The sequence below is a fragment of the Nocardia puris genome (assembly GCF_036051655.1).
Taxonomy (GTDB): Bacteria; Actinomycetota; Actinomycetes; order Mycobacteriales; family Mycobacteriaceae; genus Nocardia; species Nocardia puris.
Window position 1 is genome coordinate 4,042,737 of sequence record NZ_CP107943.1, and the last position, 26,818, is coordinate 4,069,554.

Here is a 26,818-nt window from a genome sequence, read left to right on the forward strand (position 1 = left end):
GTTCGGAGAGTGTGCTCTGTACCGCCGGTTCGACCGCGCCGCCGCTTTGGTGAACCGCACTGGATCTCGAGCCAGTCGTTTGCGCGTGACGGTTCAACGAATGCGGCCCTTCTTCACGGCGCGGTGCGTTCCTGCGGTGTTGTTCGGAAGTCGGGTCCCCATCCGTGTGTCTCGGGTGGTGAGTGGGGGGTCTCCAGCCAGGTCGGGGGGATGGTTGTGGTGGGGAGGCCGGGTAGGTCTGTGTGGCTGTCGGGGGTGCAGCGGTGGAGGGGGCCGTTGGCGGCATCGAGGATGGTTCGGGTTTGTGGGTCGATGTGTTTGGTGATGAGGGTGATCATGGCGGTGGGGTCGGTGGATTTTCGTGCGGCTTCGAAAGCCCGGTGGATGGCGGCGAATCGGATGGCGACGGCGCGGTGTCGCCACCACTGGCGGCACCAGGTGTATTGGCCTTCGCGGCCGCGGCCGGTGGTGCGTAGGGCGGTGATGGGTAGTAGCCAGTCGGTGACGAAGTGGGCGAAGTGTTGGTAGCGGGGTGTGTGGTCGGGGTCTGTGGCGGGTGGGGGTTTCGGTGTGGTGAACCAGTTCGGGGGTGGTGGTGTGCTGGTGAGTGAGGGGAATGGGGTGTGGTGGGTGCGTGTGCAGCGGTGGAGGGGTCCGTTGGCGGCGTCGGTGATGTAGCGCATGACGGGGTCGATGGTTGCCAGGATGAAGGTGTTGAGTGCGGTGCCGCTGGTGCTTCGTCGGGTGGCTTCGAAAGCCCGGTGGAGGTGGGCGATTCGGACGGTGACGGGTCGGTGTCGCCACCAGTCGGTGCACCAGGTGTAGGTGTTCTCTCGGTGGGATTCGGCCAGACGCACGGTGTACATGGGCAGTAGCCAGTCGGTCGCGAAGTGGGCGTAGTCGCGGTAGAGCGGTGGGGGTGGCGGTGTGCCGGGGGTGGTCATGGTGTGTGGTCTCCGTGGTTGTTGTCGGGATGTGGTGTGGTGGCGGCTTTTTCGGCGCGGGCGAGGGAGGCGCGGATGAGGGGCGCGAATTCGGTGTGTTGCCACCAGGTTTTGGTGACGAGGACGGGTCCGTGTCCGGGGAGTCGGACGAGGGCGAGGTGTTTGGGCAGGGCGGCGAGTTGGGCGATGGTGAGGATGGGTTCGGTGCGCCAGCTGGTGGTGCGTTGGCGGCCGGTGGCGCCGGTGCTGTAGGAGCGGTCGAGGACGTCGTGTTCGCCGATGTATTTCTGCCATTGTTCGAGGTAGCCGGTGTGGGCGATGCCGCCGCCGTAGATCTCGATGCTTTGCGCGCGCATGGCGGTCAGACCCGATGCGCCCCAGAGCTCCTCACCTTGTTCGAGGACCTGCAGGATGGTCATGAGGATGATGCCGCAGCCGCCGGCGTAGGAGTAGTAGTTGGGCAGGTCGGAGATTCGGGCGCAGTTCGCGGCTTCGTCGAGGACGGCGAGCAGTGGGATGGCGAGGCGTCCGTCGGGGCGGGCGCGGGCGATGGTGAGGGCGGCTTCGATGATCGCGCCGATCAGCGCCGAGGTCAGTGGGGTGGCGCCGTCGGGTCCGGCCATGGACATCGCGTAGAGGGTGTCGGTGGAGGTGACGAAGGCGGAGGGACGGAATTGCGGGAGCTGGTGGGTGGTTGCACCGGTCTCGACGGTGACCGTGGTGGTGGTGCCGTTGCTGCTCGCGGTGAGCCGTCGCCGTGCCGGGGGTGTGACCAGTTGTGCGTAGCCGGGGTCGGTGAGCGCGTTCAAATAGCGTCTGGCCATGTCGTAGAGCCCGTCACGTTGACGCGAGTAGAGGGCTTGGGCTTCACCGATCCGGTCCGCGGCGCGGGTTTGGCCGTGGTGGCGCAGGATCAGGGCGGGTGTTTCGTCTTGGTCGCGGCCGAGCCATTCGGCCACGTGCAGCAGATCCCCGCCCGCGCATGCCGCCGCCAGCAGATACAACGCCAGCAGTTCGCGGGCTCCGCCGTCGAAGTAGCTGTCCACCTTGGCATTCGCGCCTTCTGCGGCTGAGGCGGTGGATCCGGAGACGAAGAACCCCGCAAGCTTTCTGGCGGCGGGAAGTCCGTCGATATCGGCGAGGAGATCAACCCAGAAGTCGCAGACGCGGCGACCGGAGACGCCTTGGAGGTCGCAGTGCCAGGTGCGGCCGACGCGTTCGCGCCCGTATGCGGTGTGCCGCAACAGGTCCGGCTTGTTGGAGGTGACCAGCGCTGGCCCCCACGCGGAGAGCACGGCACCGACGGCCCAGGCCATCGTCTTGCCCGAGCGTGTTCCGGCGGCGATGGTGACACCGAGTTCGGCGGGCACATACAACGGGACACCGCCGATGAGGGTGGTGCCCAGGGTGGGGCCCAGCCGGTCCCGGACCGTGGGCGGCGCGTCACGCAGGAGCCGTTGGTTGGCGGCGCGGATGTCGCGGGCACGGCCCAGGCCCAGCTCCCGCGGCCGGTGCATGGTGCGCGCCGCGATGGTGTAGTCGTCACCGTGCCCGCCGATCCGGCGCAACGCCGTTACCGCGGGCACGACCAGGACAGCGAATGCTACGGCGACGGCGGTGGATTGCCAGGGCCAGCGCGCGCTGCCGTCGAGGACCTCGACCAGGGCGGTGACGGGTTCGGTGGTGACGGGCAGCCCGGCCCAGGCCCGGCCCAGGCTCAGCGCCGCCCACACCAGCAGTCCGAGCCCGAGCAACGCCAGCACCAGGATCAGGACGGCGAATTCCTCGGCGATACCGCTGTGCCCGTGGCGGCGGGTGTGCCGGCGCGCCATCACAGCCCGGCCCCGTGATCGGTGACAGCCGCGCTGTGGTCGGGGACGGTGTCCGCGCCCGGGTGGTCCCAGACGTACGCTGCGGGACCGCTGCGTTGGTCGGGCAGGACGGCGTCGATCGCGGCGATGACGTCGTCGGCGGCGCGAAGATGCTCATGTTCGACGGAGTGTGGTGCGGCACTGGGGGTATCGAGCCGGGCGGTGAGTTCGGCGACGGTGTCGCGCAACCGGGCGGCTTCGGCGAGGGCGTGATCGCGTTGTTCGGTGAGAGCGGCGATACGGCCCAGGTGCGGATCGCAGGGGTGCTGGTGCCAGTAGGTGCCGTCGAGCCCGGCGTCGTAGGCGGTGCGGACGACATGGTCGTCGAGCCCGGCGTCGAGCGCTTCACGGCGTGCCGCGCGCAGGGCCTCCAGCACCGCGTCGAGGCCGTCGGCCCAGGCCACGAGCGCGTCGTCGCGCTGCTCGACCGTCTGATCCAGGCCTTGGTAGGGGGCGGCGTCGGCGCGGCGGGTGTGTTCGGCGCTCAGGTCCTGCACCCGCCGCAGCGCGGCGATCTGGCGTTGTTCGGTGGCTTCGCGCGCGGTGTAGTCGGTGCTGATCGGCGCGGTGCGTACGTGCGCGGGCAGCACCGCGTCGGCGTCGTCGCCGGTGTCGGCGTCGGCTGCGTGGGCCTCGGCCAGCAGTTGGTGTTCGGTGCCGGTGATGATCCGGTCGACCTCGTCGAGCGAGAGCTCTGGCCGGGGTGGCCCCAGGAACCGGGTGAGCCGACGCGCCCGTTCCGGGAGTTGCTCGGCGAGGGCCGCGTCCGCGGCGCGGGCGGGGGTGCGGGCGGCGTCGGCGGGGCCGGTGTTGCGGGGTTCGGCGTGACCGGTGAGCAGCATCGCCTGCTCGACGGTGCGCCACGCCGTCTGGTCGATATCGAGATCGCCGTCGGCGCGCGCGGCCGACACCCGGGCCACCATCCGGCGGGCGGTTTCGGGCCGAGACCCCCACACCGCGACCGCGGACGCGAGTTGCTGCCACAGCTGCCGGGCTTCGTCGGGGGCGTCGCGGCCGGTCCAGCGGTCCGCCACCACGGCGGCCTGGCGTCCCAGGTCCGCTGTCTGCTCCGGGGATTCGGCGGCGGGCGCGATCAGGACCAGCTGGTACGCGCGGGCGAAGTCGGCGCGTACCGAGCGCTCGAGCTCGCTGGCCGCGGTGGTGTAGTACTGCGGGTCGGTCGGCGGGGGTCCCGGGGGCGGCCAACTCACGGCGACACCTCGCAGACCTCGCACCCCGGCCAGGGGCGGTGGTGAGGCTCAGGCGTCAGCGGCACTGGAGCGGGGTCGGACATCGTTCCTCCTGCAGGGTGGGAGAAACGGCCGAGTGAGCGCGGAATATGTTGTGGCGCTGAATGTTCGGCCGTTGCGGTGTCCCCTGCATCGACGCCCTCGCATCGAGGGGTCGAGCCGAACGTGTGCGATCTGGTGTCGTGCGACCGAGCGTGTCTGCCGGCCGTTAGAGCGGGCAGCCGGGTGGCTCAGCGGGGCGGGTCACGCGCCCGCGAAGGCGGGTGCCGGAGGTGAACCTGCGTGCGGTGTGGTGGTGGCCGTGTTCGCTGGTTGGCGCGTATCGCGCCCGGGTCGGTGGTGATGTCGGCGGGCCGCGTGGTGAGGGTTGGGTGCTCACAGGTCGGGGCTGATGTCGGGCGAGCCCGGGTCGGGTTCTGGCGAGGGGTCGTCGGGCGCGGTGAAGGTCCCAGTCGCCTCGTACAACAGCACGAGCTCACTGCTGTAGGAGGATTCGGCCGCCACGGAATCCCTGTCACGCATCTGCTGGCGGATCGCGGCTGCGGCATCGGCGAGCAGGACGGTTCCGGTGTCCGGCACGCCCTCGCCGACCATTTCGAGGACGCCGCGACCCATGGCGAGTTCGATGCTCACCTGCCGCGCTTGCTCCTCGACCATCGGGTGGGTGTAGGCCCTCCAGGCCTCGGCGAGACCGTCGTCGGACATCTCGGTGACCTCGCAGGCCGCGACGAATCGCGACCACTCCGCAGGGGTGCGGGCCCACAGGCCGGCGACGTCGGCGGCCGGGATCTGATGGACGTGGATACCGAGCGCGGTCCGCACACCGATCGCGTCCAGATTCGTCTGGAGCTGGCTGGTGTCGGTGCTGGGGCCGTGACGGCGCAGGTGTTCAGCACCGACGGCGGCCATGTGCTGCATGGTCCAGCTGTCCAGGAACAGGACCTCCAGCGACCGGTCGAGCGCGGTGCGCGGCAGGTCGAGTGTGCTGGGCCGTTCGCCGCGCCGACCCAGCGCGATCGCCTGATCCACGGCCTCGGAGGCCACGCCGCTCGTTCGCGCGCGCAGTTCGTAGACGCTGGCGCCGACCGCGAGGTCGATCAACCGTTCTCGATCGCCGGCCGGGCCGTGCGCATCCTGGAGATCGTGGTGATCGGCCACCACGTTCTGCAGGTGTGCCAGCAGCCAGCGCTGCCACCTCGGCGGCGCGTCGTCGGTCATGGGACTACTCCCTTCTCGGACCCGCCCCGCACCACGTGGGGGCGAGGTTCAAATCGGTGGCGTCCCCTGCGCCGATCACGTGCGCTGCGCTGAAAGGTGCTGTCTGATAACTCATTCCGCGAACTCCGCCGTGGCGGCATCGGGTGCAGCGCGCTGCGGCGCCCGTGTTCGCTGCCGCCGGGTCACGGCTCGATCCCGGGTGTCGGCGGTACCGCGGGGGTGCGTGAGGTGTCGCCGGGCTCGGAGCGGTCGGTGGGCTCCCATGCCGACGCGGTGGCCGGGCCTGCCGCCTCGATCGCCTGGGCGATGCTCTCGGCCGGAGCTGGTGCGGGAGTGAGGGTTTCGGCGAGCCGGTCCTGGTTGGTGGTCCGGCCGGTCTCGGGAGTGTGGCCGTGCAGCCAGTCCGGGCCCAGGTGCCACTCCGCTTCCTGGAGCAGGTCGCGTGTGTGGCGGGCTGCTTCTTCGGCCCGTGCGGCGGTTGCGCGCATCGCCTGTACGTGGCCGAGGAGCTGTTCGGTCATGCCGAGCGCCGGGTGTGAGGGCTGCTCGGGCCACGACACGCCGCGGCGCCCCAACCTTTCGGCCGCGGCGATGTCGGCTTCGGGCACGCCGTCGGCACGGGCGCTGAGTTTGGCGCTGGTCAGACTCCATTCGAATCGCTCGAGTTCCACCGGGTGGGTGCGGACGGCGTCGATCGCGCGCGCCCAGCCCTGCACGGCGCGTAGCCGTTCCATGTGCACGAGCGCGGTAGCGGCGTCGAGGGTGTAGTCGGCGGACACCGGCGCGGTGAGGTCGTGGGCCAGCTGGGCCATCGCTTCTTCCCGGGCGGCTGCAGCCGCGGCCTCCTCGGCGATCGGCTCGATCCCATGTGGGGTATGGCGGCCACTGGGGTCCGGGGTGTCGGGGTGGGTCATCGTTTCTCCTGTTCTCAGGTGTGGAGAAACGGCCGCGATACACCCCCCACACGCGTGTGGGGTTGCGGGGTGTTCGGCCGTTGCGGTGCGCGTCCCCTGCACCGGCGACCCCTACCGGGGGTGCCGAGCCGAACAGTCGGAGGTGATCTACAGGTGCGGTCCGGCGTCCACGTCGGGATCGAGTTCGGGTTCGGGTGCGGGGTCGAATCCGATGCCGGGAGTGTCCAGTGGTGGGGTGGCGTGGACGGCGGTGTCGATGCGGTGCCCGGTGATCGTGGTGGTGAGTTCGCGGGTGGTCAGGGCGATCATGTCCTCGGTCGTGACGGGCATATGGGCGGTGATCTCGTCGTGGCCGATGCCGAGGCGGCGCAGCACGGCCACGGCCATCCCGTCCTCGGTGATCGGGGTATCGGCCAACCCTTGATGGCGTGCGCTCAGCTCGGTGTTCGACATCGCCGCGGCTGCGGCGGCTGCGGCCGGGGGCCAGGGGGTGCGGGCGCGTTCCCAGATCCGTGTGCGTTCGGTGCGGTGCAGGGCGACCGCGGCGCTGAGTGCGCCGACGCGCTGCCAGGCCAGCCCCAAGGTTTGCCCGACGTCGGGATCCACCTCGGGCAGGCGGTGGCGGCGGGCGTATTCGGCGGCCACCGCGGTGTTGTCCTGGAGCCGATGGACTTGCACGGTGAGCCGGCCCAGCACCTCGGCGCGGTCCATCGCGGGACCGAGTAGCAGGTCCGGTCGCCAGATATCGCCCCGTTCCCCGCTGGTGCGCGCGTAGGCGATCCAGCGGCGGGGCACTCCGATCTGGCCGGCCACGTCCTCGAGGATCCGGCTGGCCTGCGCCAGCTCCACGACCTCGCGCAGGCTGTCACCGGACCCGTCGCCGGGGTGGTGCTCGCCCAGCGAGATCCCGATTCCGTGGATCGAGCGCAGCAACCGATCCTGGCGCGGCGAGAGTTTCGGCTCATCCATCGCGATGAAACTGTCTGTGCCCGTGGCAGATCCGCGTGAAGCGCACACGTCCGCAGCCGTCGGGTGACGGGGGCCGGCGCGACGAGTGTGTGACGGTGAGAGCGTGGGCGGTGCGGGCACGCCGCCACGGGTGGTGAGTGGGCATGAGTTCGGCTCCTGCGGTCAGGGTTCGGGTCCGGTGTCGGGTGGGCAGGGGTGCGGGTCGGGCGGTAGTTCCTCGGCATCGAATGTCGCGGCGGGCTCGGGTGGCAGCCCGATCGCCGCGTCCGTGCTGTATTCACCAGCGCTAGAAGCTGTTTCGGCGCGATGTCGGGCCACAGCGGTTTCCGCCGCGCGGATCAGGTCAGCCGCGGTGGGAGGCAGGGTGTCGTCGTGGGCGGACAGGTTGACCAGGCCGCTGCCTACCGTGAGTCGGATGATCACCGCGTTGGCTTCGTTCTCGGTCGCGGGGCTGGCGTAGGCGCCCCAGAGTGCCCCCAGTTCCTCGGCGTCGAGTTCGGTGATCCGTGACTGCGCGACCAGCCGCGCCCACTGCTCGGGGGTACGCGCCCAGAAGCCGTCGATTTCTGCGGCCGGGATGGCGATCACGCGGGTAGCGACCGCGACGCGGGTGCGCCACGCACTCAAGCCGGCGACGAACTGCCGGACATCGGCGCCGTCGGCGAGGACGTGATGGCGGTGGGCGTATTCCACGCCCACCACCGCCATGTGCTGGAGAACCCACGAGTCGCGGGCGACCGATTCCACCGCGTTCCCCAGCAGGGAGCTGGGTCCGAGCTGCTCGGTCGAAAACTCGCCACGACGCCCGGCCGCCACCGCCGCGTCGACCGCGGTGAGGTCGACTCCGGTTGCGCGGGCACGGATTTCCAGGCCGGTCGCGCGTTCGCGCAGATCGGCGAGGTGATCCTGCCAGTCGCGCTGCCACACGGTCACCGGCCGGCGCACCCGCGTCATCGCGACGTGATGGTGATCGGCGAACGTGTTCTGGATACGGGCCAGCAGCCACGGATGCCACATGCGCGGCGCCGAAGAGCCGGGATCGGTCACGAGTTACTCCTGCGGGGGACATCCCACGCCCTGAAGCCCCAGGCGGTGTCCGGGTGGGTGTGGGTTCGTCGGTGGCGTGTCCCCTGCACCGATCGCGGTCGTGCCGCACGTAATCTGCTGTGTCAGAACATGTTCGCGTGGATCGTGCGGGGCTCTCCTCTCGTCGACGGTGATGGTGGGGTTCGGGTGGTCAGGTTCCGGGGCCGGTGCCGTAGTCGTGGACCGGTTCCAGGCCGGGGACGGTGGGCGTCTGCGGGCTCCACTCGGCGTGCCCGGTGGCGGGCAGTGCCGCCTCGATCGCCGCCCTCGCGCCACCCGTTGCCGTGGCGGAGTGCGCGGTGGTCGCGAGGGCGGCGCGGGCGTGTGCGCTCATCTCCTCGAGGCTGGGCGGGCTGAGTTCGGGGACCAGCCGGATCCGGTCGGCGCCGCCGGGCAGGTAGGGCGGAACGACGAGCGGGTCGCTGGCGGCGTAATGCCACAGCCGGTCATCAATGCTGGAGGTCGGCAGTTGTGACAGTGCGCCTGCCAGGCCGGACCAGTCCGGGCTCGTCCACAGCGCGGCCGCGCGCTGCGCGTCGAGGCCGGACGTGTGCGCGAGCAGCGTGATCCGTGTCCGCAGCGCTTCGGCGACCTCGCGGGAGGCGGCGGTGACGCCGGGATCGGTGGCCAGAGCGGAGCCACGCGCCGTCGCGAGTTCACCCAGCATGACCAGCCGGGCGAGGTGCCACAGGTCGACACCGAGCATGTCCAGCCGCAACCCGGGCAGTCCCTGGTGATCCCACCCGCTGGTCAACGGATCGCGGCGAGCAACGTCGTGTTCGCCCACGGCGCGGGCGTCGGCGATCTCCTCGGCCGGGATACCGGCGGTCGCGGCGGTGTGTTCCAGTGATTCCAGGTGCGCGCTCGCGGCGTCGAGGTCCGCGGCCAGCAGTTCGTCGGGCTCGCCGCCCGGCCCGCCGTAGCGCTCGTAGTGCTGGGCGCCCGTGCGTTCTCGCCGGGCGCGGTCGGCGGCGGCGCGGGTGATGCCGCGCAGGATCTGCGCGTGCCACGCCCGCTGGATGGCGTTGTCGCTCATCACGACCCGGCTCCGGTGAGGGCCGCAGCGGCTTGGTGCGGCGGGATCGCGGGTGCCGGGAGCGGAGTGTGCGCGGGGGCGGGTCGTCTGCGTGGTGTCGCGTCGAGGACGTGGCGGGTCATCGCCGAGACCAGCGGCGAGGCATACGCGCACCATTGTGCCGCGCCCGCCCGCTCGCCCTGTCCGGCGATGACCGCGCGCCATACGCGCCGCGACTGCTCGCGGGCGTGTGGCCACAGCTCGGCCCGCTCGGGCTCGCACAGCCGGGCGTGGGCGAGGGCCACACTCGCGCCTTGCCGCCAGGACTGCATCGTCGTCCGGTATCGCCGTGCGGCGCAGAGATTTTCGTGTGTGGCGGAGGGTGTGGGGGTGTCGTGGATCGCGGGCATGTGGGTGAGCAGCCGGCAGTCGTACGGGGTCATGTGGTTACCTCCGGGTGCCGGGCCGGTGGGCCGGGGTCCGGCGGGGTCGGGGTGGTGGCGGTGTCGGTCCACACCGGGGTGTGGGTGGGGTCGGCGGCGGCGGTGACCGCGGTGCTGATCGCGGGGCCCGCCTCCGCGCGGAGGGTCAGGTGCTGTGCCAGCACGGGCAGTTCCGGGGGCGTGTGTCCGGCGGCGCGGGCGTCCTCCACAGTCAGCTCCGCCGCCGAGAGGTAGGACACGGCGATGGCGCGGTGGTGCACGGCCGTGGGCGCGGTGAGCTCCCGCCAGCGCGCGAGCAGCGGCTCCGGCGAGCTCAGTTGTGCGGCGAACGCGTTGCGCCACAGTGTGTTCGCGGATCGCCCCCACAGCGACCGGCGCTCGCGCGGGGACAGGTCCAGCGCGTGGGCGAGCAGCGCGACCCGGGTCCAGGACAGTTCGGCGGCGCGCGCCGCGCGCCGCGCCACGATCGGGCTGTGCGCGGGCCCGCCCGGGTGCCGTGCGAAGACCTGGCTCACAGAGACCATGTGCCGGCACTGGTCCATCTCGACTTGAACCTGCGCCACGAGGACCTCACGCTGCGGCGCGACGGCATCGGGCAGGGGTGTGGTGTCATCGAACGCGGAGCGCGCGGCGCCGCCCTGGATAGCCGCCGCGATCCACGGCGCGGGGGTTCCGACGGCGCGGGCTTGTGCCTCGGCGATGTCGCGTTGCGCGGCGAGTTCGGTGGTGCGCCGCGCCCACTGCTGCAGCGCGGCGCCGTCGTCGACATCCCACACCGACCGGCGCCCGGTGAGGTGCCGGGCCTGCCAGGCCGCCGCCCGATACACCACCACCAGCAGGTTCGCCTGCGGCGTGGGGATTTCTCCCAGCGTGGTCACGGCGCCACCTCCGGTCCCGGCGTCGAGCCCGGGGCCGCGCCACCCGGGTCCGGGACCGTGCCTTCGTCGAGACCGGTGTCCCACACGACGGACTCGACCTGTCCGTCGATCGTGTGCGCCGCCTCATCCACCGACGTCGCAGTGTCGTCGGTAGCGGGGCCGTTGACGTAGTCGAGGAACCCGGCCATCACCAGCTCCACGATCAGCTCCCGCATCGGATCCTCCTCGACCGCCGCCGATTCCGGCTCCCCGACACCACCATCCGGGCCGACTCCGGGGTCGGGGTCGGGTGGCGGGGGTGCGGGCTCGGTCACTGGATCAGCGAGGTCGTCGAGGTTCAGGCCGGTGTCGTCGGTGAATCGCTCGCCGAAGGCGTCGGCGGCGCGCTGGTGGTGCTCGCTGAGTGGTCCGGTGGCCTGGGCGGCGGCGAACGCGGCCACCCACCGCTGCGCCTCGCTGAGATCGGTGTCCTCGCCCAGGCCGTCGCCGATGCCGGCACCTCGCAGCCGCAGAAAGATCCGCCACTGCTTGTCGATCTCATCGAGGCGGAACAGCGCCTCCGCGCGGCGTTCCCGGCCGAGATAGCCGGCCTTCTGCAGCTCGTGGATTTCCCCGCCGCGCTCGATCGCGGCCTCACTCTCCACGACACGGCGTTCCCGGTCGGTGTCGAAGCGCGCCCGCAGCGCTTGTTTGGCCTCGCCGTCGAGGTCGGCGAGGCGGCGGGCGTGCTCGCGGCGGTCGCTGATCTCCTCGACGCGGGCGGTGGTCAACCGGGCACTGTCGTCGGCCCGGGATTCATAGCCCGCCACTTTCAGCCCGTGGATGTCCTGCTCGCGCATCTCCCGCGCCGCCGCGGTGTCCATCCGCTGCTCGTGCTCGAGCAGAGTGCGGGCCTCCCCGGCGCGCCGCTGGAGCAGTCCGGTCACCGTCGCCGCGGTTTGAAACGCCGACCACGCGGTCTGCCGCACGGTGCTCGAGGCTTCCTGGACCGGGTCGCTGCTGTTGGTCATCGCACCTCCAGAGCGGAGACGAGCCACGCACCGTCGCGGCGGGTGGCGCTGGTGTACACGGTCATCGGGATCACGGGCGAGGTGTCGGCGGGCCGCAACTCCACCGCCAGCACGCGCGAGACCGTGACGGAGGTGTCGGGTGGGTGGTCATCGGCAGTGATCCGCGCGTGCGCGCGCACCAGCACCGCACCCGCTCGCCACGCCCGCCAGGTCGCCGCGGCCACCGGCGCCCGCGCGACCGCCGCCGCCCGTGCCCGGCGCGCGAAATCGGGCGCCAGTAGCGGCGAGGCGGCCTCGAACGCGCGCCGCGCCGGATCCGCACCCGGGGTGTAGGTGAAGACCGCCGGCACGGCGGCGAGCATCACCGCCTCGGCATCACACGGATCCACTGCGGCATACGGCGGCTCGAAACGCGCTGCGCCACAGGAACTCCGACCGCCCCGCTCGGGTTCGGTGGAGTGGCCGCATCCGGCGACCACCGCGGCGAGAACCGCAGCGGCCAGCATCGTGGTGGTGGCTGTCCTCATCGGCGTCACAGCCCGTGCCCGTGGTCGAGGGGCGGCGTGCCTGGTTCGGCGGTCGGCGCGGAATCCGGGAACTCCTGCGGATCTGCGGCGGCCATGCTCGCGATCACCAGATCGATGAACGGCGATTTCTCCGAGGCGCCGGGGGCATCGTGTTGTGCTCGTAGGGTGTCGGTCAGGGTGTCGGGGATCGCCGCGTAGGGGCGGACCGCCTCGACGATCCGGTCGGGGTCGAGGATGTCATCGGGTCGGGTACCGATGTGGAGCAGAAACAGATCCTCCTCCCACTCGCCACCGCGGTCGGCGACGTAGGCGAAGAAGGTGCCCAGCGGAGGGTCCCATCCGACGACTATTTCCCGATCGGCAGCCCCGTCCAGCGGGTCGAGGTAGATGCGGTTGTTGACCATGAAGATCGCCCTCTCTCTGAATCTTGCCCGCGCGTGCGCGGCGCGGCGGCCACGGCTGGTCATCGCGACCCTTCCGGCACACGGGACGTGTTGCGGTGCCAGGTGATTCGCGACCGCTGACGCCCCGAACCGATTCCGGCTGCGCGACGCCGGCTCGCCCCCTTCGGCCGTTGCGGTGTAGTGAGTCGGAACTCGTTCGCGGGCAGTTGTTTTCACGAACGCCCGTAACCGGGTGGACGCGCTCAGTCATGGGGATCTCCGCTGGTGGTGGGCGCGTAGCGGCGTACGTCCCAGCGTTCGCCCTCCCACGCCGACAGGGGCGTCACAGTGACGTTCTGTCCGGTGGTCGGGGCATGCAGGAGCAGATCGGTGCCGGTCGCGTCTTGGCCGTAGTAGATGCCCACGTGGTGGCTGTCGGCCGCACCGGGCGCGGTGAAGAAGATCAGGTCGCCGCGCTCCGCGAACGCCACCACCTGCGCCGCGGTGTGATCCTGCTGGGCTTGGGTGTAGTGCGGCAGCGACAGTGTCCCGCCGGAGGCGACGTAGACCGCGCGCAATGTCAGTCCGGAGCAGTCGAATCCGCCCATCGTGGGGCCGTGCACATCGCCGCCACCCCACACATACGGGGTGCCCAGCCAGCGTTCGGCTTCGGCGACGACGGCTTCGCCGAATTCGGTCGCGCCCGGGGTGACCGGTGCCCCGGAGCCGTCGGGTCCGCAGCCCGGTGTGGGCTGTCCCGGTTCGGCCGGGGGCAGGGAGGCCGGGTCGATGCCGGCGAATGTCGCGTACAGGTCGACGGCCAGGTCGGTGAACTCGGCGTAGCGCTCGGGATGGTCGCTGCCTTCGACGGCCTGGGCGGTCTGGGCTGGTGGCGCGCGCTCGACGCCGCGGATCGCCAACGCCTGGTCGTAGAACCAGTCGATCTGGAAGCTCGGGTTCATCAGTTGCGCGATGCCGATGGTGTCGGTGCTCCAGATGCTGACCCGGATCTGGTGCGGGCCCACGCTGTCGTGATCGGAGCCCACCCCGTCGTGGCTGTAGCCCAGGGAGGCGGGAACGTTGCTGTTGGCGAGGTTGCGGTAGGAGCTCTCGGCGCCCATGGCCATCAACTGGGCCAGGATCACCGGTTCGGGTGCACCCCGTTGGATCCCGATGACCACGCCCTGGCGGGCCAGCCGCAGCTGGGACTCGGTGAGCCCGTCGATCGCGACACCGGTCGGGGCTTGGTCGGCGACCAGCTCCGGAGCCGTGGCGCAGTCCGCGCGCAGCCCCGGGCCCACCGACACCGCCAGCAGCAGCCCGATCAGCAACAGTGGCGCCGACAACGCCAGTGCGGCAGTCGATCTCGAGGCAGGCATCGCCGCTCACCCGGCCCGCCCGGCCGGTGCCGGGGCGGGGTCGTCGTCGAAATCGAAACGCCGGTTGGTGTTGTGCACGCCGAGGGCATGCTCGGCGTCGGTGAATTCGAGCCGGAACGGGATCCCGGGTGATTCACCTTCGCCGGTGGTCAGCAGGAAACACCCTGTGCCCGGCGGGGTTTCGCGTCGGTCGTGCTGCTGGAAGGGGGTGTCGTCGCCGGGTGGGCGCGGCGCCGCCCAGGAGGTCACCAGCGCGGCCTCGGTCTGGGTGAGTGTGACGCAGCTGCGGACGCGCTCGACCTCCTGCGGGCCGATCGGTCCGATCAGTTTGGCGCGAGATCGCTCGAAAAATCCTATCGCGCCGCGCTTTTCGAGATCGGCCAGTGAATGGCTGCACATGATCACCGACGCGCCCAACTCTCTGTTGAGCCGGGTCAGGGCGTCCACGCGCCCGACCATCGCCTCGCCGAGCGCGAGTACTCGCCAGATCTCGTCCAGGACCGCGGTGTAGGTGCGTTTCGGGCCCAGACCGGCGTCGGCGAGCACGTGCGCGTCCGCGATCGCGCCGAAACCTCCTGCCCATGCCAGCAGCATGGCCGCGGCCAGTGATTTGCTGTCCCCGCTGGGGATGCGGGACACATCGATCACCACGGCCGGGGCGTCGGGGTCGAGTTCGTGGGTGGTGTGCCCGTTGACCAGGCTGGCCAGCGGGCCCTCCACAAGAGCGCGCAGGGAGCGGCGTAGGGGTTTCGTCGCGGCCCGGTAGTCCTGGGGGGTGTCTTCCTCGGCCGCGGCCTGTAGCGCGTCGGCGTCGGCGACCACGGCGAGCAGATCGCTCAGCAGCGGGTGCCGGTCGGGACCGAACCCCCGCCGTCCCAGCTCGGTGATGGCGGCGGTGAGGATCAGCTCCTCGAAATCGGCGCACCGCGAGCCCCGCACGAGTTCGATGAGCGCGGCCACGACGGTGACCTGGGTGGTCCGCACCCGGGTGAGGGCCTGCTCCCACGACTGCGGGTCGGTCTGGTGGCGGGTGAGCTCGCGCAGCAGTCCGGCCCCGATGCTGAGGGGGTTGATGGTGCCGTGACCGTAGCCGAGGGTGATGACCTGGCCGCCGAGGACTTCGGCCAGCCGCGTGTACTCGCCTTTGGTGTCGCCCAGGATCAGCGCGGTGTCCCCGGCCGCGACCGCGCCGGTCACCAATCGCCGGATAAGGCTGCTCTTGCCGAAACCGTTGAGGGCCAATACGAACGCGCTCGGCGCGGTCACGAATCCGCGCCGGAACCAGCGCATGGGGTCGAAATGCACCGGGGCGCCGGTGATGAGATGCCGTCCGACCGGGGTCCCGACCGCGGGTGCGGCCGCGCCCACACACCACGGGTAGAGTCCGGCGACCTGCACCGTCGTGCCGCGCCATTCCGGCGGCATCGGGACAGCCGCGATCCGCCCGCCCCCGGCTCCGGTGTATCCGCGCGGGCTCGCGGCCGCCAGCTCCCGATCGAACCCGCCGTCGATGCGGTGGTCCTCGACACGGCGCAGCGCGGTGGCGCGGCGCTGATCGTCGGTGGCGACCCGCACCCTGGCCAGCGCACCGCGCCAACCCCCGTGTGCTGCCGTGGTTTCGGCGGCGGCGCGGGCCTGCTCGGTCAGCACCCGCACACCCCGCACCGACACCGTCGAGCGGGAACGGCGCCGCGGCGGGGGTTGGCGGTGCGCGGTCATGACGAGAGCCGTTTGCGGATAGTGGCGTGCTCGGGCAGGACGACGCCCACCCCCAGGCCAGCGGCGAACGCGGCGGCCTGGCTGCCGTAGCAGCGCCGCACACCCAGCCGCGCGGCGGTGGCCATCGCCTGGATGGTGGGCTCGATGCCGGGCATGTCGGCGTCGGCGCGGTCGCTGACGGTGATCAGCAGCCCGAAACGGACCAGGCCGGCTCCCAGCGCCTGCTCCCGGCGGGCGGCGCCGGTGTTGTCGACGCGGATCGACGCCGCGGCCGAGGCGATCCCGCGTTCGGTCTGCGAGGCCGCCAGCGCGTCGCGGTAGTCGCTGTCGACGATGTCGACGGCTTCGTCGGCGGGGTGGGGCCGATAGTGGACCGCGATCCGTTTGCGGGGGACGTCGGTGCGGGGGCGCAGCAGCGCCGCGAGCACGGTCTCGGTGACCGGGCCCGCGGGTGCGGCGTCCATCTCCCAGGTGATCGAGCGTGCCCCGTCGTGGACGAGGTGACCCCACTGCTCGGACTGCGCCACCGGCCCCGCCGAGGTCCACGACAGGTTGCTCGCGGGACCGGCGGCCTCGATGTCGGTTTGCGCGGCCAGGTCGTAGCGGCTGCGGACCAGCGCGGTCACCTCCCACGCCGGCATCGGTGTGGCGGGCAGGCCGGCGTTGGCCAGATCCGACAGCACCGCCTGCACACGAGTGGCGACCTCGCGCGCTTGCTCGGCGACGTCGTGGCGGCCGCGTCCGATCGCCCGCCAGGTCACCGCGATCCGCGCTTCGGTGCGTATCCCGATTCCACCCAGGGCCGCGGCCTGATGCGCGACAGTGCGCGCGACCTCCGGCGCGTCCGGGCGTACCATCTGGGCGACCTCGCGCCGATGCCGCAGATGGGTCTCGACCACCGACTCCACCACACTGGTGATCGCGACGACCTCGCCGTCACGCCCGGCGGCGGCCAGCAACTGCCCGTATCCGGCGACCCAGGCATCGATCTGGGCCTGATCGACCAGGTCCTGGCCTTGAGGCTGGACCCGGAACACCACGCTGTAGTGATGGAGCCGGGGCAGGTGGATCATCCCGAACCGGTAACCGCCGGGAGTCTCGAACTCCACCAGCCGCGATGAGGCCAGCAGACCCGGCAGCCGCGCCGCGCCCGGGACGCGGGAGAAGCGGCCGGCCCGGTACTCGGTCTCCCCGCGTGCCCGTGCCAGCGCGAACTGCGTGCGCAGGCTCGCCATCTCCCATACGGTGCGCCCGCCGACGGTCACCACCGTCGGCACGAACGCCGCCGCCGCGGCCGCGACCACGACGGCCACGACCGCGATCGAGCGCGTGACCATCACCGTGACCATGATCATGATCACCAGGCCGAGTCCGAGAAGTGTTGCGCCCCACGTCAGTCCGAAAAATCCTGCCGAGCGTGGGCGTTCCCAGCGGCCGTAGAGGCGTTCGGTCGTCATCGCCGCACCTCCCACGGTCCCGGCACCGCGCCGTCGATGCCGTCATGGGCCATCACCGACGCCGCACCGACCGCCGACCCCGCCGCGGCGCCCGCCGCGCCCCCGACCCCCGACCCGCCCCCGGCACTACCGCCGGTGGCGCCGCCGGTCCCGGTGCGGGCACCGGCGCCTGCCGCCGCGCCCGCACCCGCGGTCGCTGCGGTCGTCGCGGCGCCGCCGGCCGCGGCGGTGCCGCGTGCGCCCGCCGATCCGCCGGTGGTCGTCGAGGCCGCTGGTGCGGTGGCGGTGTTGGCTCGCGTCCCGGACCCGGAGCCCGCGGAGGCCGTACCCGCACCGTTGGGGCCGGCCGGGACGCCGCTGCCGGACGGGCCGCCGCCATCCGAGGGGCCCCCGCCCGAGGGCCCGCTGCCGGACGGGCCGCTCCCGGAGGGGCCGCTGCCGGAGGGGCCGGGCGGGTGGCCGGTTTGCTCGCTCATCGTGCGGGCGCCCCCCGATCTCGATCCGGTGCGGGCCATCAGGACACCGGCGCCGGCACCGGCCAGGGTCGCGGCCGCCCCGCCCCCACCGCCACCCATCGCGGTGACCGCCGGGGCGACCAGCGCGACCAGCGCGGGCAACGCCAGCACGACCATCACCAGCAGAATCAGGCCGAGCAGCACGGTCTGGGCGTCGCTGTCGGGCGACCCGACCGCGGTGAACGCGATCGCATAGATCAACGACCCGACTGGTTTCCACAGGATGAACGCGAGCGACCAGCTGAGCAGACGCTTGTAGGCTTGCCCGCCCGGTCCGGTGCCTGCGGCCGACGCCGCGATCGGCAGGACGGCGACCACCAGGATCAGCACCGCCTGGCGGATCACCAGCGCCACCAGCTGCACCAGCGCGCTGATCGCACCGAGTACGCCGATGATGATCAACGTCATGGTCCCGAGCCCGGAGCTGTGCAGCAGGTCGTATCGGATCATCCGCTCGACGGCCGCGTCCGCGTCCCCGGCGCTGGCGTCATCGATCACCCACTGCGAGAACGCATCTCCCGCGCGAGTGGAGGAGGTGACGATCGCGGCCATCAGGCTTGCCGCCAGCACCGCGCGCCCGACCATCAGTATGGTCTCCTGGGCTTCCCCGGCGAGTGCGCCGCGCTGGGCCAGCGCCAGCCGCCCCGCCGCGAACAAACACCCCGCGATCAGCATCAGCACCTGCAACTGGGTGGTGTAGGCGAGCACCCGCTCGAGCACCGGGCCCGGAGAGCCATCCTCGGCGGTCAATGCCGGTGACGGCAGCTTCGTCCACCAGGTCAAGCACGTTTGCAGGGTTGAGCCGAACCCGTCGATCGCGCTTTCGGCGAGGCGGTCCAGGCTCGGTAGCGAGCCCACCGCGTCGCGGCCTTCCTCGATGAGTTCGCGACCACGATCCAGGTCTTCGCCCAGATCACACAGTTCCTGCGGGCCTGTGGGCAGGTCGCAGAGGTCCTCGGGGCTGGGCAGGTCGGGCAGCCCGGGGATCTTGGGCAGCTCCGGCAGGCCCGGGATCTCCGGCCAGTCCGGCAGGCTCGGGGGCTGCGGAATCCCCGGGATCGGCGGCAGATCCGGGGCCGGGGGCTGCCGCCGCCACCCCTGGGCGGGCGAGGCGGCGGTCATGGTGTGGTCCAGTCGCCGAACGCGGACAGATCGGTCACCGGGGTGGCCGCGGCCCACAAACGCTCCACGTCCACCGGGACGCGGACCCGCCAGTCACCCTGGACCCAGGCCATCGGCCACGTCGCATACGTCCACCCGACCCGGGCGCGGAACGCCAGATGCACCTGCGCGGACTCCCCGGGCCGGTAGGCGGTGACGCGCACCCCGGAGGGCACCACCACATACATCGCGGCGACCGGGCCGGTCGCGGCGCGGGCCCGCGCGAATCGGTCGGCCAATTCGTGGTGGTGGCGCGGGGTTTCGGTGTAGAAGCGGTCGGCGAGGACGTCTCGCCAGATCGGGTCCGGTGCGGCGAGCGCGCGGGCCAGCGCGTCGGCGGCGGCCAGCGCCGCTCCTTGCGGAGTGGGGGCGAACCCGGTGGCGATCCCGTCGGTGATCGCGGCGGGTCCGTCGCTGGCCGAGACCGGCGCGGCGGCCCCGACCCACAAGCGCTGCCACACCAGCCCGGCCGGGGGCGCCGCCAGATAGTCCGGCCGCGACGGATCGGGCCTGGTCGCCGGGTCCTGTGGCAGTGTGGACCCGCTCTCACCGCCGGCGGTGTCGAGCCGATGACCGAACAGGTCACTGCTCGGTGGCCTCGGTGCCGGGCTCGTCGGCGGGCCGGTGCCTGTGCCCGGGGGCACGGTGCCGGGGTCGGGGGCGCGGTCGCGGGTGCCGGTGAGCAGCAGCGCGGCGAGGACCGCGACGGCGGTGATCGCCCCGGCGGCGGCCAGGGTGCGGGGGCGTGGCCAGGAGGTCGGAATACGCATGGCGCCCAGGTCCTTTCCGCTACCGGCCGAGCCGGACGGTGTCGGCCGGGGTGGTCGCGACGGCGGACACGACCGCGTCCGGTTCGGGTGGGAGCAGCAGTCTCCAGTCCTCGCCGAGCCAGACGACGACGGCGAGCTGACGGGTCAGGGAGGCATCGCCGTGGCGGACGTAGACGGCGATCTCGGCACGGTCGCGGTGGTAGCGCGCGACCTGGTAGCCCAGAATCTGCGGGGCCGTCGCCGCGGGGATCGGGACCTCGAGGTGGAGCTGGGCGCGCGCGGCGGCCCAGGTGTCACGACCGGGTCCGGGTGCGAGCATCGCCTGCCCGACCCGCACCCAGTCGTGATCGGGGGCCAGCGACATCCGCACCGTCGCGTGGATCGCCGCCAGCGCCGCACCCGGCGGGCTGTGCTCGAACCCGGCCGCGGCCGGTCCCTCGACACGACCGGGCCCCTGATCGGCATGCGGCACCGCGACGCCCTGGTAGTCGATCCATCTCACGCCGGTGGGGTGGTCGGCGCCGGAATCCGGGAAGGTGGTGGGTGCGGGGTCGTCGCAGCCGGCCAGCCAGACCAGCAGCAGCGCCCCGCTGATACCGATCGCCGTGATCATCAGCAGGCTCGGCTTGGTGGCGAGGTCGGACATGATGCTCATCGGGTCAGGACCGCACCGGCGACACCGGACGCGCTACCCACCAGCACCGCCCCCACCAGCGACCCGGCGAAGCCTTCCACCGCCTCGTCGCGGTAGGCGCGCACCGCCAGCGCCCCGCCGATCCACACCACGCGCCCGATGCACACCAGCATGACCAGCCAGGCCAGCCACCCCAGCAGCTGCGTGATCGGATCCAGCACCGCGGCAGGCAGATTCACAACTCCACCCCCGGGATCTCACCGAGGTCGGCGGCGTGCGCGCGGGCGGCACGCGCGATGGCGATGACGTGGGTGATGCTGGCGGCGACTTCGTCGGGATGGGTCATCGGCAGCATGTGCCCGCCGCCGGGCACCAGATCGGCCTCGGCCCAGAGATGCTCGGCCCACTGGTGGCACGACGCGGGGTCGGCGATCGGATCCTGGATGCCGGTGACCAGCACCGTCGGGACCGCCCGCAGTGTCGTGAGGAGTTCCTCACCGACCAGGGCGGGGTCGGGGGCGGCGGGCACGTTCACCATCACGTGCCCGTCGAGCATCGCGGCCCGGCGTGGATGGTGTTCGGCCCAGGCCGCTGCCAGCGCGCCGCCCAGGCAGTGGGTGACCAGCACGACCGCGCCGAACGCATGCGCCAGGGCGGCGTCCAGATCGGCGGCGAGCGCGTGACCGGTGCGGGCGGGGTCGGCGTTCATGACCGAGGCGTCGATGCGCCGGTCCAGCGCCAGCTGGCGCACGCCCCCGATCCGCTGAACTCGCCGCGCGACCCCCGTCCACGGCAGTGGTGCGCCGCCGGCGACGCAGGTGTAGACGAGCGTGACATCGGGCGGGCGCCGCGAGGCGGTGTCGGCGAGTTCGATCACCCGCACCGGTGTGGGTGTGGTGTGGTCATGGTTCATGACGGACTCCTCGGAAGGAAGGATGGATGGATGTGCCGAGATCGGCTGTGTATCAGCGGATTCGGGGGTCATGCGTCGCTGGTAGCGGCGTTTCTGATGGCGGTGACCAGGGGGCCGGCGGTGGCGGCGACCACGCCTCCGGCGAGTGCGCCGGCGACGATCTTCGGGCTTTCGAGCTGTCCGCCCACCCAGCGCTCCCACGCGAAGCGCCCGCCGGCGTAGATGATCGCGGCGACACCGGCCAGGGTGACCAGCCACGCGAGGTAGTCGATGATCCGCAGGAACCCCAAGGCACCGGGTGGCTGGGTGGGGGTGATATTGATGGTCTGGGCCAGGGTGCTGATCGGGTCGATCAGCGACACGAGGGTCACGGTGTCCTCCTTGGTGTTCGGGTGGCGAGCACCTGGGCGGTGATCGCTTCGGCGGCGCGGTGCACGTCGGCGGGGACCGCGCGGGTCACTCCGGCTCGCCGCGGGGGCGGCGGGTCGTGAGGCGTGTAGGGGGCGAGGTCGTCGAGGTCGTGCACGAGAAGCTCGTCGTGCCAGCCGATCTCGTGGACGCGCCCATCGATGAGGTCGGTGACGAGATGCCGGTAGCGGCGGACCTCGGCGGGGACCCGGCCGGGGCGGGCCGCGGTCAGGACCAGGGCCGCCACCTCGACGCCGTCCGGGGCCAGCCCGGCGTGCCATTCGCGCAGCCGGGTCGCCGCGGCGGTCAGGCCGGGCTGGCACAGTCGCGCGGCCAGCACGACCCGCTGCGTGGTCGCCGCGCAGGCGGGCCAGGCGGTGCCGGCGTCGGCGGCGTGGGCCCACCAGCGCGCCAGCGTGCTCGCCCCCGCCCCGCCGTGGGCGGCCATCACCGCCAGCAGCGGCGGATACGGTCCGGTGATCGGCAGCGGTTCGGCGCGGTGCGCGGCGCGCTGTTCGACGGGCGGCACCGCCACGATCGGGGATCGGTCGCGGCGGGCCGACACGGACACGACCGCGCTGGTCATGGGCGGGCCTGGAAGTTGGTGATCACCAGCCGATTGCCGGTGCGGCGCAGGTTGATCAGCTGCAGATAATCCACGCGGTCGCCGCCGGGCCGTTGTTCGGCCAGATGCACCTGCGCGGCGGACTCCGCGATCGGGGTGATCCCGACACACCAGCGGGTGCCGGGTGGGATCGAGGCGATCCCGGCGGCGAGCGCCTCGACCGAGAGCCCCGCCGCGGGGTCCACGTGGGTGAGGGCGGCGGGCGCGTCGCGCAGGGTGTAGTAGGCGTGTTCCCACGCCGAGATCAGCCCGGCCGGTGTGGTCGGCTCCCCCGCGCGGTCGGTGACCACCGGCGCGTCGATACCCGCGCACGCCGGATTGTCCGGCACCGCCACCGAATCCGAGGACGACGGTGGCGGTGCCGACGTCGGGGACGGGGCGGCGATCTCGGTGACCTCACCAGCGCGCACCACCAGCACCCCCCCGACCGCGACCGCGGCCACCGCCGCCGCGAACGCCACCGCCAGGACCGCGCGCCCGCCACGCCCGACGCCGACGCCGGCTCCGCGGTCCTCGGCCGAAGCGCGGCGCGGGCGCGCGGTGTGCAGCCATGCCCATCCCGGGTCGGCGGGCGCGGGCGCGTCCGGTCGCGGGTCGCCGGTGCGCGTGTCATGCGGCTGCGCGGGAGCGGCGGGGGTGAGGGGGTGGACGGTAGCGTCGGTGTCGTCGATCCAGCCCCAGGCCGGGTCGGTGTCGGGTGTGGTGGGGCTGTCGGCAGCCATGAGTGTCACCTCCGTTCTCATGAATCGCGTGCAGTGCGTGGGGTGGGCCCTGCGGAGGCCGCCGTGCAGGGGACGATCTGGCGGCCGGTGACCTCCGCAGGGGTCTTCAGCCCGGCGGTGCGCCGGGCCCGGTCGTGGCCGTCGGCACCGGAGCAGACGGTGTGACGGTCGAGTTCTGTTGCGAGGGTGCGGGTTTCGTGGCCGAGGGGGTACGGGGCGGCTGCGGCGGGTTGCCCTGCTGTGCGGCGTCGAGGTCGCGGGCCGCCGCGGCGAACCATCGACCCACCGCGGCCAGGCGGGATTCGCCGGTATCGGTGGTGGCGGCGTATCCGGAGCGGCGGCCCACGGGGTCGCTGTAGGTCGCGCGGGTGGACAGCTCGGCGATCTGGGCGTTGTCGGTGACCACGCTGGTGATCGCGTCGAACGCGTCGGCGACCCAGCCGATCGCGGTGCGGGGCGGGATCAACGCGACGATGGCGTGCCCGACTTTGGTCGCGAGCATTCCGAGTGCGGCGGCCGGGTTGGTCAGGCCCACCGCGGCCAGTTCGGTGATCGTGGCCGGTGTCAGGACCCGCCGGGCGACCGTCACGGCCGAGGCCAGCCCGATGGTGCCCAGCCGGACCAGCGCCGCGACAACCTCGGCCGGACCCGGTACCGGGGTGGCGGGGTCTGAGGCGTGGGCCAGGCGCTGGCCCAGCGTCATCTGGGGTTGGTAGGACAGCTGGTCCAGGCTCGTGCCGCGCAGGTCTTCGGTGACGATGCCGACCGTGGTGGACAGCAGGGTCGTGGCCAGCGCTTCGGCGATCGAGGCGATCGCGGTGATCGGATCGGCCAGGTTCGCCCGTCCACGGATGGTGGCGATCGTCTGCGCCAGCGGCGTCCCCGCCGGGGTGTCGCAGGCCAGGTCCGCGGGCGCGCAGATCTCGGCGACCCGCCCGGCGAGCGCGCCGTAGTCGGTGTCGGCCGGGTCCAACCCGCCCCCGCCCGTGCCGGTCAGGGCAGGCAGCCGGATCGCTGCCACATGCTCACCGGAGGTGCCGTCGGGGGCGTCGGGGGTGGCGCGCCCGGCACGGCCCGGCAGGATCGGACTGTCGAGGCCACGTCCGGGGTGGGCGATCAACGCCACCGCCGCGACCGCCTCTGCGGCGATCCCGGGGACCTGCCCGCGGCCGATCCGCCGCGCGAGCTCCGACACCGCTTGTGCGCCTTGCTCGTAGCCGCCCAGGGCGAGGGCGGTGGCGGGGCAGCGTGCTCGCACATCCGCCGCGACGGTCTCGAGATCGGCCACCGCCGCCTCGACCGCCGTGGCGTAGCCGTCCGGGGCGTCGGCCGGGAACGGCACCACCAGACGTTGCGCCAGGTTCGCGGCCTCGGCGCGCATCGGCCCGAACGCCGCCGACAGCGCGCCGGTGTCGCTGCGGCCCGAGGCGTCCCCGTCGCCGGGTCCCTGCATCCCGATCGCGTACAGGCGCGGGCAGCGCTGCTCGATCGGCGCGGTCGTCGGCCCCGCCCACACCACCGCCGGAATCACTGCTGCCGCAACGACTCCCGCGACCACGACGCTCACCGCTCGCCCGCCCACACCGGCTGTGGTGGTGGTCATGTGCGGTCCTGGTGGGCCAGCTCGGTCAGGCGGGTCATGACCTCACCGATCGCGTCCGCAGCCGCCTGCAGGTGGGTGGCGTAGGGCTCGTGCCAGGTCACCGCCACCCCCCGCGCCCGGTAGGCGGCATCCAGCGCCCTGGTCGACTGCGGGCGGATCAGGGAATCGCGCGACCCGTGATACAGATGCACCGGCACTGTCGGGGTGCCGGTGCCGGCGACCTCCCGGGTGAGTACGTAGCGCCACATGCTCGTCGACCACGGGTCGACCACCTCGCACCAGCGGCCCAGCGGCGCCCGATACCGCGAGAGTAGTTCGGCGATGTCGAGGGTTTGGGCGTCGGCGACCGCGTCGCGGCCCTCGGCGGTCAGCACATGATCCAGCGGCAGATGCCGGTACGCCTGGCCCAGCCCGATCATCCCGGCCAGCCCGAGCCCGCTCCACGCCCCGCCGTCGAGGTCGGTGATCAACGTGATCGGATCCAATGCCGGCGCGCCCGCGGCGACACCGGCCAGCGGCACCTCCGGCGCGTAGTCGGTGTGCAGCTCGCCCGCCCAGATCGCGGTGCGCCCGCCGTCGGCGTATCCCCAGATCGCCACCGGCACGTCGGTCAACGCGACATCGGGCATCGCCCGCGCCGCGCGGACGGCGTCGAGCGCGGTGTAGGCGGCGGCGCGTCCGGCCAGCCAGGTGTGCGGGCCCGCGTCGAGCACACCGTGCCCTTCCCCGTCGGGCACGACCACCGTCCACCCGCGGTCCAGTGCCGTCCGGACCGGCTCGATGTCGGGATCGGTCCCGGCCTGCAGCTGCACCGACGGCGCGGACTCCGCGCTGAATCCGCGAAACTGCGGGCAGTACAACAGGATTGGGCCCATCCCGATCAGCGTGGGCAGGGTCGGGCTGAGCAGCGTCGCCGACGCCGCGATCGTCGCCTCGGTCGAGGAGGTCGAGGTGTAGAGCAGATGCCAGGCATCGACCCAGTCCAGCTGCGGCGCCCGGACCTGCCGCGCCCGCAGGATCTCCCCGGCGCCCTGGTCGGGGGCCAGTTCGGGAGCGGTGCGGAACATGGCGTCGGCGGCGGCCCGCGCCGCCGACTCCCTGCGCAAGGTGGGACTGGAGTGGATGTCGCTGGAGTCGATGTCGGAGGGATCGAGAGGGTTGGTCATCGTTGTGTCCCGAGGTCGTGGGCCAGGGCGATCAGCCACTGCGTGCCCGAGGTCAATTGCCCGGTCGCCGCGTAGTTGTTGTGGCGGGCGACGAGGTCGGCGAACCGCAGCCACACCGCCGGGTTGAGCAGGTCCGCGTTGTCCGCGGCCAGCTGCGTCCACGCGGCGGCCAGTTGGCCGGCCAGCCGCGGCACCCGTGCGAGCGGGTCCGCGCCGATCACCGCGACGATTTCGCCCCACCGCGCGCCCGCGGCGTCGTGCTCGTGCGCCGACGGTGCGGGGATGCGGGGGTCGGCGGCATCGAGCAGCCGCCGCGACAACGGCACCCCCGGCACGTAGTCCACACCGGCCGGTCCGAGGTGGAAATCGTTGAGCAGCACCGTGGTCCACGCTTCGCCCAGTGCCGCCGACAGCAAGCTCCCGATCGTGCCCAGCGCGGCCACCGGGTTGGTGAGATCGGCTTGCGCGATCAGTTGCGCGCCCAGCCGCAACGCCAGGGCCCGGTCCGGCGCCGAGCACGCCAGATCGCCCTCGACACAGATATCGACCACACGCCCCGTGAGCGCACCGTAATCCGCTGCGCTCGAAGCGATTCCACTCCCTCCGGCGGGCGCGGACCCGATCGTGACCCCGGCCACCGCGGCTCCCGTGGTGCCCGGCGCCGGATCCGGGGTGGTCTGTCCGGGCCGGCCCGGGATCACCGGGGATCCCGGCGCCCGATCCGGCGAGCTGTAGAGTGCGATGCCCGCGATTCGATCGGCCGGGACCGGTCCCCGGCTCGCGCCGATCTCGCGTGCGACCTCCGACCAGGCTTGCGCGCCTTGGGAATAGCCGACCCCGGCGAACCGCGTCTGCGGGCAGCGGGCGGCGATATCGGCCAGCGCCGCGCGCACCCCACCGGCCGCTTCGGCGACCGACTCGGCGTAGGGGGCGGGCCCGCCGCCGGGCACCACACCGCCGAAACCCGCCTGGTAGCCGATGTATGTGCGTGACACCAGATCCGGTGCCGCGGCCACCACCGGTCCCAGCAGCGCGCCGACCACGCCGGTGTCGGCGGTCGGGTCCGCGCCCGGACTCGACTGGCCCGTGCCCTGAACACCGATCACCGCCAACACCGCACACCCCGCCGGGGCCGCCTGCGCTGCCGTAGAAGCGGTGCCGTACACGGCGGTGGTCACGCTCGCCGCGGCCAGCGCCGCCGACACGGTGCGGCGTACCCGCCGACGAGGTGACACGAC

27 protein-coding genes are annotated in these 26,818 nt (G+C 72.5%); all 27 read right to left on the reverse strand.

Going from position 1 to position 26,818, the window contains the following annotated elements:
- Nucleotides 1-113: 113 nt before the first annotated feature.
- The gene (locus tag OHB21_RS18595) at nucleotides 114-944 is read right to left on the reverse strand and encodes a DUF4913 domain-containing protein (protein ID WP_195142735.1); all 831 of its coding nucleotides are present in this window, start codon (nucleotides 942-944) and stop codon (nucleotides 114-116) included.
- On the reverse strand, nucleotides 941-2,776 hold the full coding sequence (locus OHB21_RS18600) for a type IV secretory system conjugative DNA transfer family protein (RefSeq protein WP_328435296.1): 1,836 nt from the start codon (nucleotides 2,774-2,776) through the stop codon (nucleotides 941-943). The genes OHB21_RS18595 and OHB21_RS18600 overlap by 4 nt, the downstream gene beginning before the upstream one ends.
- The gene (locus OHB21_RS18605) at nucleotides 2,776-4,026 is read right to left on the reverse strand and encodes a hypothetical protein (protein WP_328435298.1); all 1,251 of its coding nucleotides are present in this window, start codon (nucleotides 4,024-4,026) and stop codon (nucleotides 2,776-2,778) included. The genes OHB21_RS18600 and OHB21_RS18605 overlap by 1 nt, the downstream gene beginning before the upstream one ends.
- Nucleotides 4,027-4,440: 414 nt before the next feature.
- The gene (locus OHB21_RS18610; RefSeq protein ID WP_328435299.1) at nucleotides 4,441-5,283 is read right to left on the reverse strand and encodes a hypothetical protein; all 843 of its coding nucleotides are present in this window, start codon (nucleotides 5,281-5,283) and stop codon (nucleotides 4,441-4,443) included.
- A 182-nt stretch (nucleotides 5,284-5,465) separates the two neighbouring features.
- Nucleotides 5,466-6,197 carry a hypothetical protein gene (locus OHB21_RS18615; protein WP_328435301.1) on the reverse strand — a complete coding sequence of 244 codons (732 nt, stop codon included), beginning with the start codon at nucleotides 6,195-6,197 and terminating at the stop codon, nucleotides 5,466-5,468.
- 147 nt (nucleotides 6,198-6,344) lie between these two features.
- Entirely contained in the window at nucleotides 6,345-7,166 is an 822-nt protein-coding gene (locus tag OHB21_RS18620; protein ID WP_328435303.1) for a hypothetical protein, read from the reverse strand.
- Between the two features lie 162 nt (nucleotides 7,167-7,328).
- Complete coding sequence (locus OHB21_RS18625) at nucleotides 7,329-8,213, reverse strand: hypothetical protein (RefSeq protein ID WP_328435304.1); 885 nt, start codon at nucleotides 8,211-8,213, stop codon at nucleotides 7,329-7,331.
- A 190-nt stretch (nucleotides 8,214-8,403) separates the two neighbouring features.
- Nucleotides 8,404-9,288, reverse strand: coding sequence for a hypothetical protein (locus OHB21_RS18630; protein WP_328435306.1), 885 nt, complete (start codon nucleotides 9,286-9,288; stop codon nucleotides 8,404-8,406).
- The gene (locus OHB21_RS18635; protein WP_328435308.1) at nucleotides 9,288-9,710 is read right to left on the reverse strand and encodes a hypothetical protein; all 423 of its coding nucleotides are present in this window, start codon (nucleotides 9,708-9,710) and stop codon (nucleotides 9,288-9,290) included. Before OHB21_RS18635 ends, OHB21_RS18630 begins: the two co-directional genes overlap by 1 nt.
- Nucleotides 9,707-10,588: a hypothetical protein gene (locus tag OHB21_RS18640; protein ID WP_328435310.1), complete on the reverse strand. Its 882-nt coding sequence runs from the start codon at nucleotides 10,586-10,588 to the stop codon at nucleotides 9,707-9,709. The genes OHB21_RS18635 and OHB21_RS18640 overlap by 4 nt, the downstream gene beginning before the upstream one ends.
- Entirely contained in the window at nucleotides 10,585-11,598 is a 1,014-nt protein-coding gene (locus OHB21_RS18645; RefSeq protein WP_328435311.1) for a hypothetical protein, read from the reverse strand. Before OHB21_RS18645 ends, OHB21_RS18640 begins: the two co-directional genes overlap by 4 nt.
- Nucleotides 11,595-12,125, reverse strand: coding sequence for a hypothetical protein (locus OHB21_RS18650; protein WP_328435312.1), 531 nt, complete (start codon nucleotides 12,123-12,125; stop codon nucleotides 11,595-11,597). Before OHB21_RS18650 ends, OHB21_RS18645 begins: the two co-directional genes overlap by 4 nt.
- A gap of 5 nt (nucleotides 12,126-12,130) precedes the next feature.
- Nucleotides 12,131-12,592: a hypothetical protein gene (locus tag OHB21_RS18655; protein ID WP_328435314.1), complete on the reverse strand. Its 462-nt coding sequence runs from the start codon at nucleotides 12,590-12,592 to the stop codon at nucleotides 12,131-12,133.
- 179 nt (nucleotides 12,593-12,771) lie between these two features.
- Nucleotides 12,772-13,887, reverse strand: coding sequence for a C40 family peptidase (locus OHB21_RS18660; RefSeq protein ID WP_195142722.1), 1,116 nt, complete (start codon nucleotides 13,885-13,887; stop codon nucleotides 12,772-12,774).
- 6 nt (nucleotides 13,888-13,893) lie between these two features.
- A complete protein-coding gene (locus OHB21_RS18665; RefSeq protein WP_328435317.1) occupies nucleotides 13,894-15,606 on the reverse strand; it encodes a hypothetical protein in 1,713 nt (570 codons plus the stop codon).
- A complete protein-coding gene (locus OHB21_RS18670) occupies nucleotides 15,603-17,063 on the reverse strand; it encodes an SCO6880 family protein (protein ID WP_328435319.1) in 1,461 nt (486 codons plus the stop codon). The genes OHB21_RS18665 and OHB21_RS18670 overlap by 4 nt, the downstream gene beginning before the upstream one ends.
- A complete protein-coding gene (locus OHB21_RS18675) occupies nucleotides 17,060-18,700 on the reverse strand; it encodes a hypothetical protein (RefSeq protein WP_328435321.1) in 1,641 nt (546 codons plus the stop codon). The genes OHB21_RS18670 and OHB21_RS18675 overlap by 4 nt, the downstream gene beginning before the upstream one ends.
- Nucleotides 18,697-19,509: a hypothetical protein gene (locus OHB21_RS18680; protein ID WP_195142900.1), complete on the reverse strand. Its 813-nt coding sequence runs from the start codon at nucleotides 19,507-19,509 to the stop codon at nucleotides 18,697-18,699. Before OHB21_RS18680 ends, OHB21_RS18675 begins: the two co-directional genes overlap by 4 nt.
- A 19-nt stretch (nucleotides 19,510-19,528) precedes the next feature.
- Nucleotides 19,529-20,164: a hypothetical protein gene (locus OHB21_RS18685; protein WP_195142901.1), complete on the reverse strand. Its 636-nt coding sequence runs from the start codon at nucleotides 20,162-20,164 to the stop codon at nucleotides 19,529-19,531.
- Nucleotides 20,161-20,382, reverse strand: a complete 222-nt coding sequence (locus tag OHB21_RS18690; protein ID WP_195142902.1) for a hypothetical protein — start codon at nucleotides 20,380-20,382, stop codon at nucleotides 20,161-20,163. The genes OHB21_RS18685 and OHB21_RS18690 overlap by 4 nt, the downstream gene beginning before the upstream one ends.
- Nucleotides 20,379-21,056: an alpha/beta fold hydrolase gene (locus OHB21_RS18695; protein ID WP_328435323.1), complete on the reverse strand. Its 678-nt coding sequence runs from the start codon at nucleotides 21,054-21,056 to the stop codon at nucleotides 20,379-20,381. The genes OHB21_RS18690 and OHB21_RS18695 overlap by 4 nt, the downstream gene beginning before the upstream one ends.
- A 68-nt stretch (nucleotides 21,057-21,124) precedes the next feature.
- Entirely contained in the window at nucleotides 21,125-21,427 is a 303-nt protein-coding gene (locus OHB21_RS18700; RefSeq protein ID WP_195142904.1) for a hypothetical protein, read from the reverse strand.
- Nucleotides 21,424-22,050, reverse strand: a complete 627-nt coding sequence (locus OHB21_RS18705; protein ID WP_195142905.1) for a hypothetical protein — start codon at nucleotides 22,048-22,050, stop codon at nucleotides 21,424-21,426. Before OHB21_RS18705 ends, OHB21_RS18700 begins: the two co-directional genes overlap by 4 nt.
- Nucleotides 22,047-22,811: a hypothetical protein gene (locus tag OHB21_RS18710; protein WP_195142906.1), complete on the reverse strand. Its 765-nt coding sequence runs from the start codon at nucleotides 22,809-22,811 to the stop codon at nucleotides 22,047-22,049. The genes OHB21_RS18705 and OHB21_RS18710 overlap by 4 nt, the downstream gene beginning before the upstream one ends.
- 106 nt (nucleotides 22,812-22,917) lie before the next feature.
- Complete coding sequence (locus tag OHB21_RS18715) at nucleotides 22,918-24,414, reverse strand: cutinase family protein (protein WP_328435324.1); 1,497 nt, start codon at nucleotides 24,412-24,414, stop codon at nucleotides 22,918-22,920.
- Nucleotides 24,411-25,580, reverse strand: coding sequence for a lipase family protein (locus tag OHB21_RS18720; protein ID WP_328435325.1), 1,170 nt, complete (start codon nucleotides 25,578-25,580; stop codon nucleotides 24,411-24,413). Before OHB21_RS18720 ends, OHB21_RS18715 begins: the two co-directional genes overlap by 4 nt.
- Nucleotides 25,577-26,815 carry a cutinase family protein gene (locus OHB21_RS18725; protein WP_328435327.1) on the reverse strand — a complete coding sequence of 413 codons (1,239 nt, stop codon included), beginning with the start codon at nucleotides 26,813-26,815 and terminating at the stop codon, nucleotides 25,577-25,579. The genes OHB21_RS18720 and OHB21_RS18725 overlap by 4 nt, the downstream gene beginning before the upstream one ends.
- Between the last annotated feature and the right edge of the window lie 3 nt (nucleotides 26,816-26,818).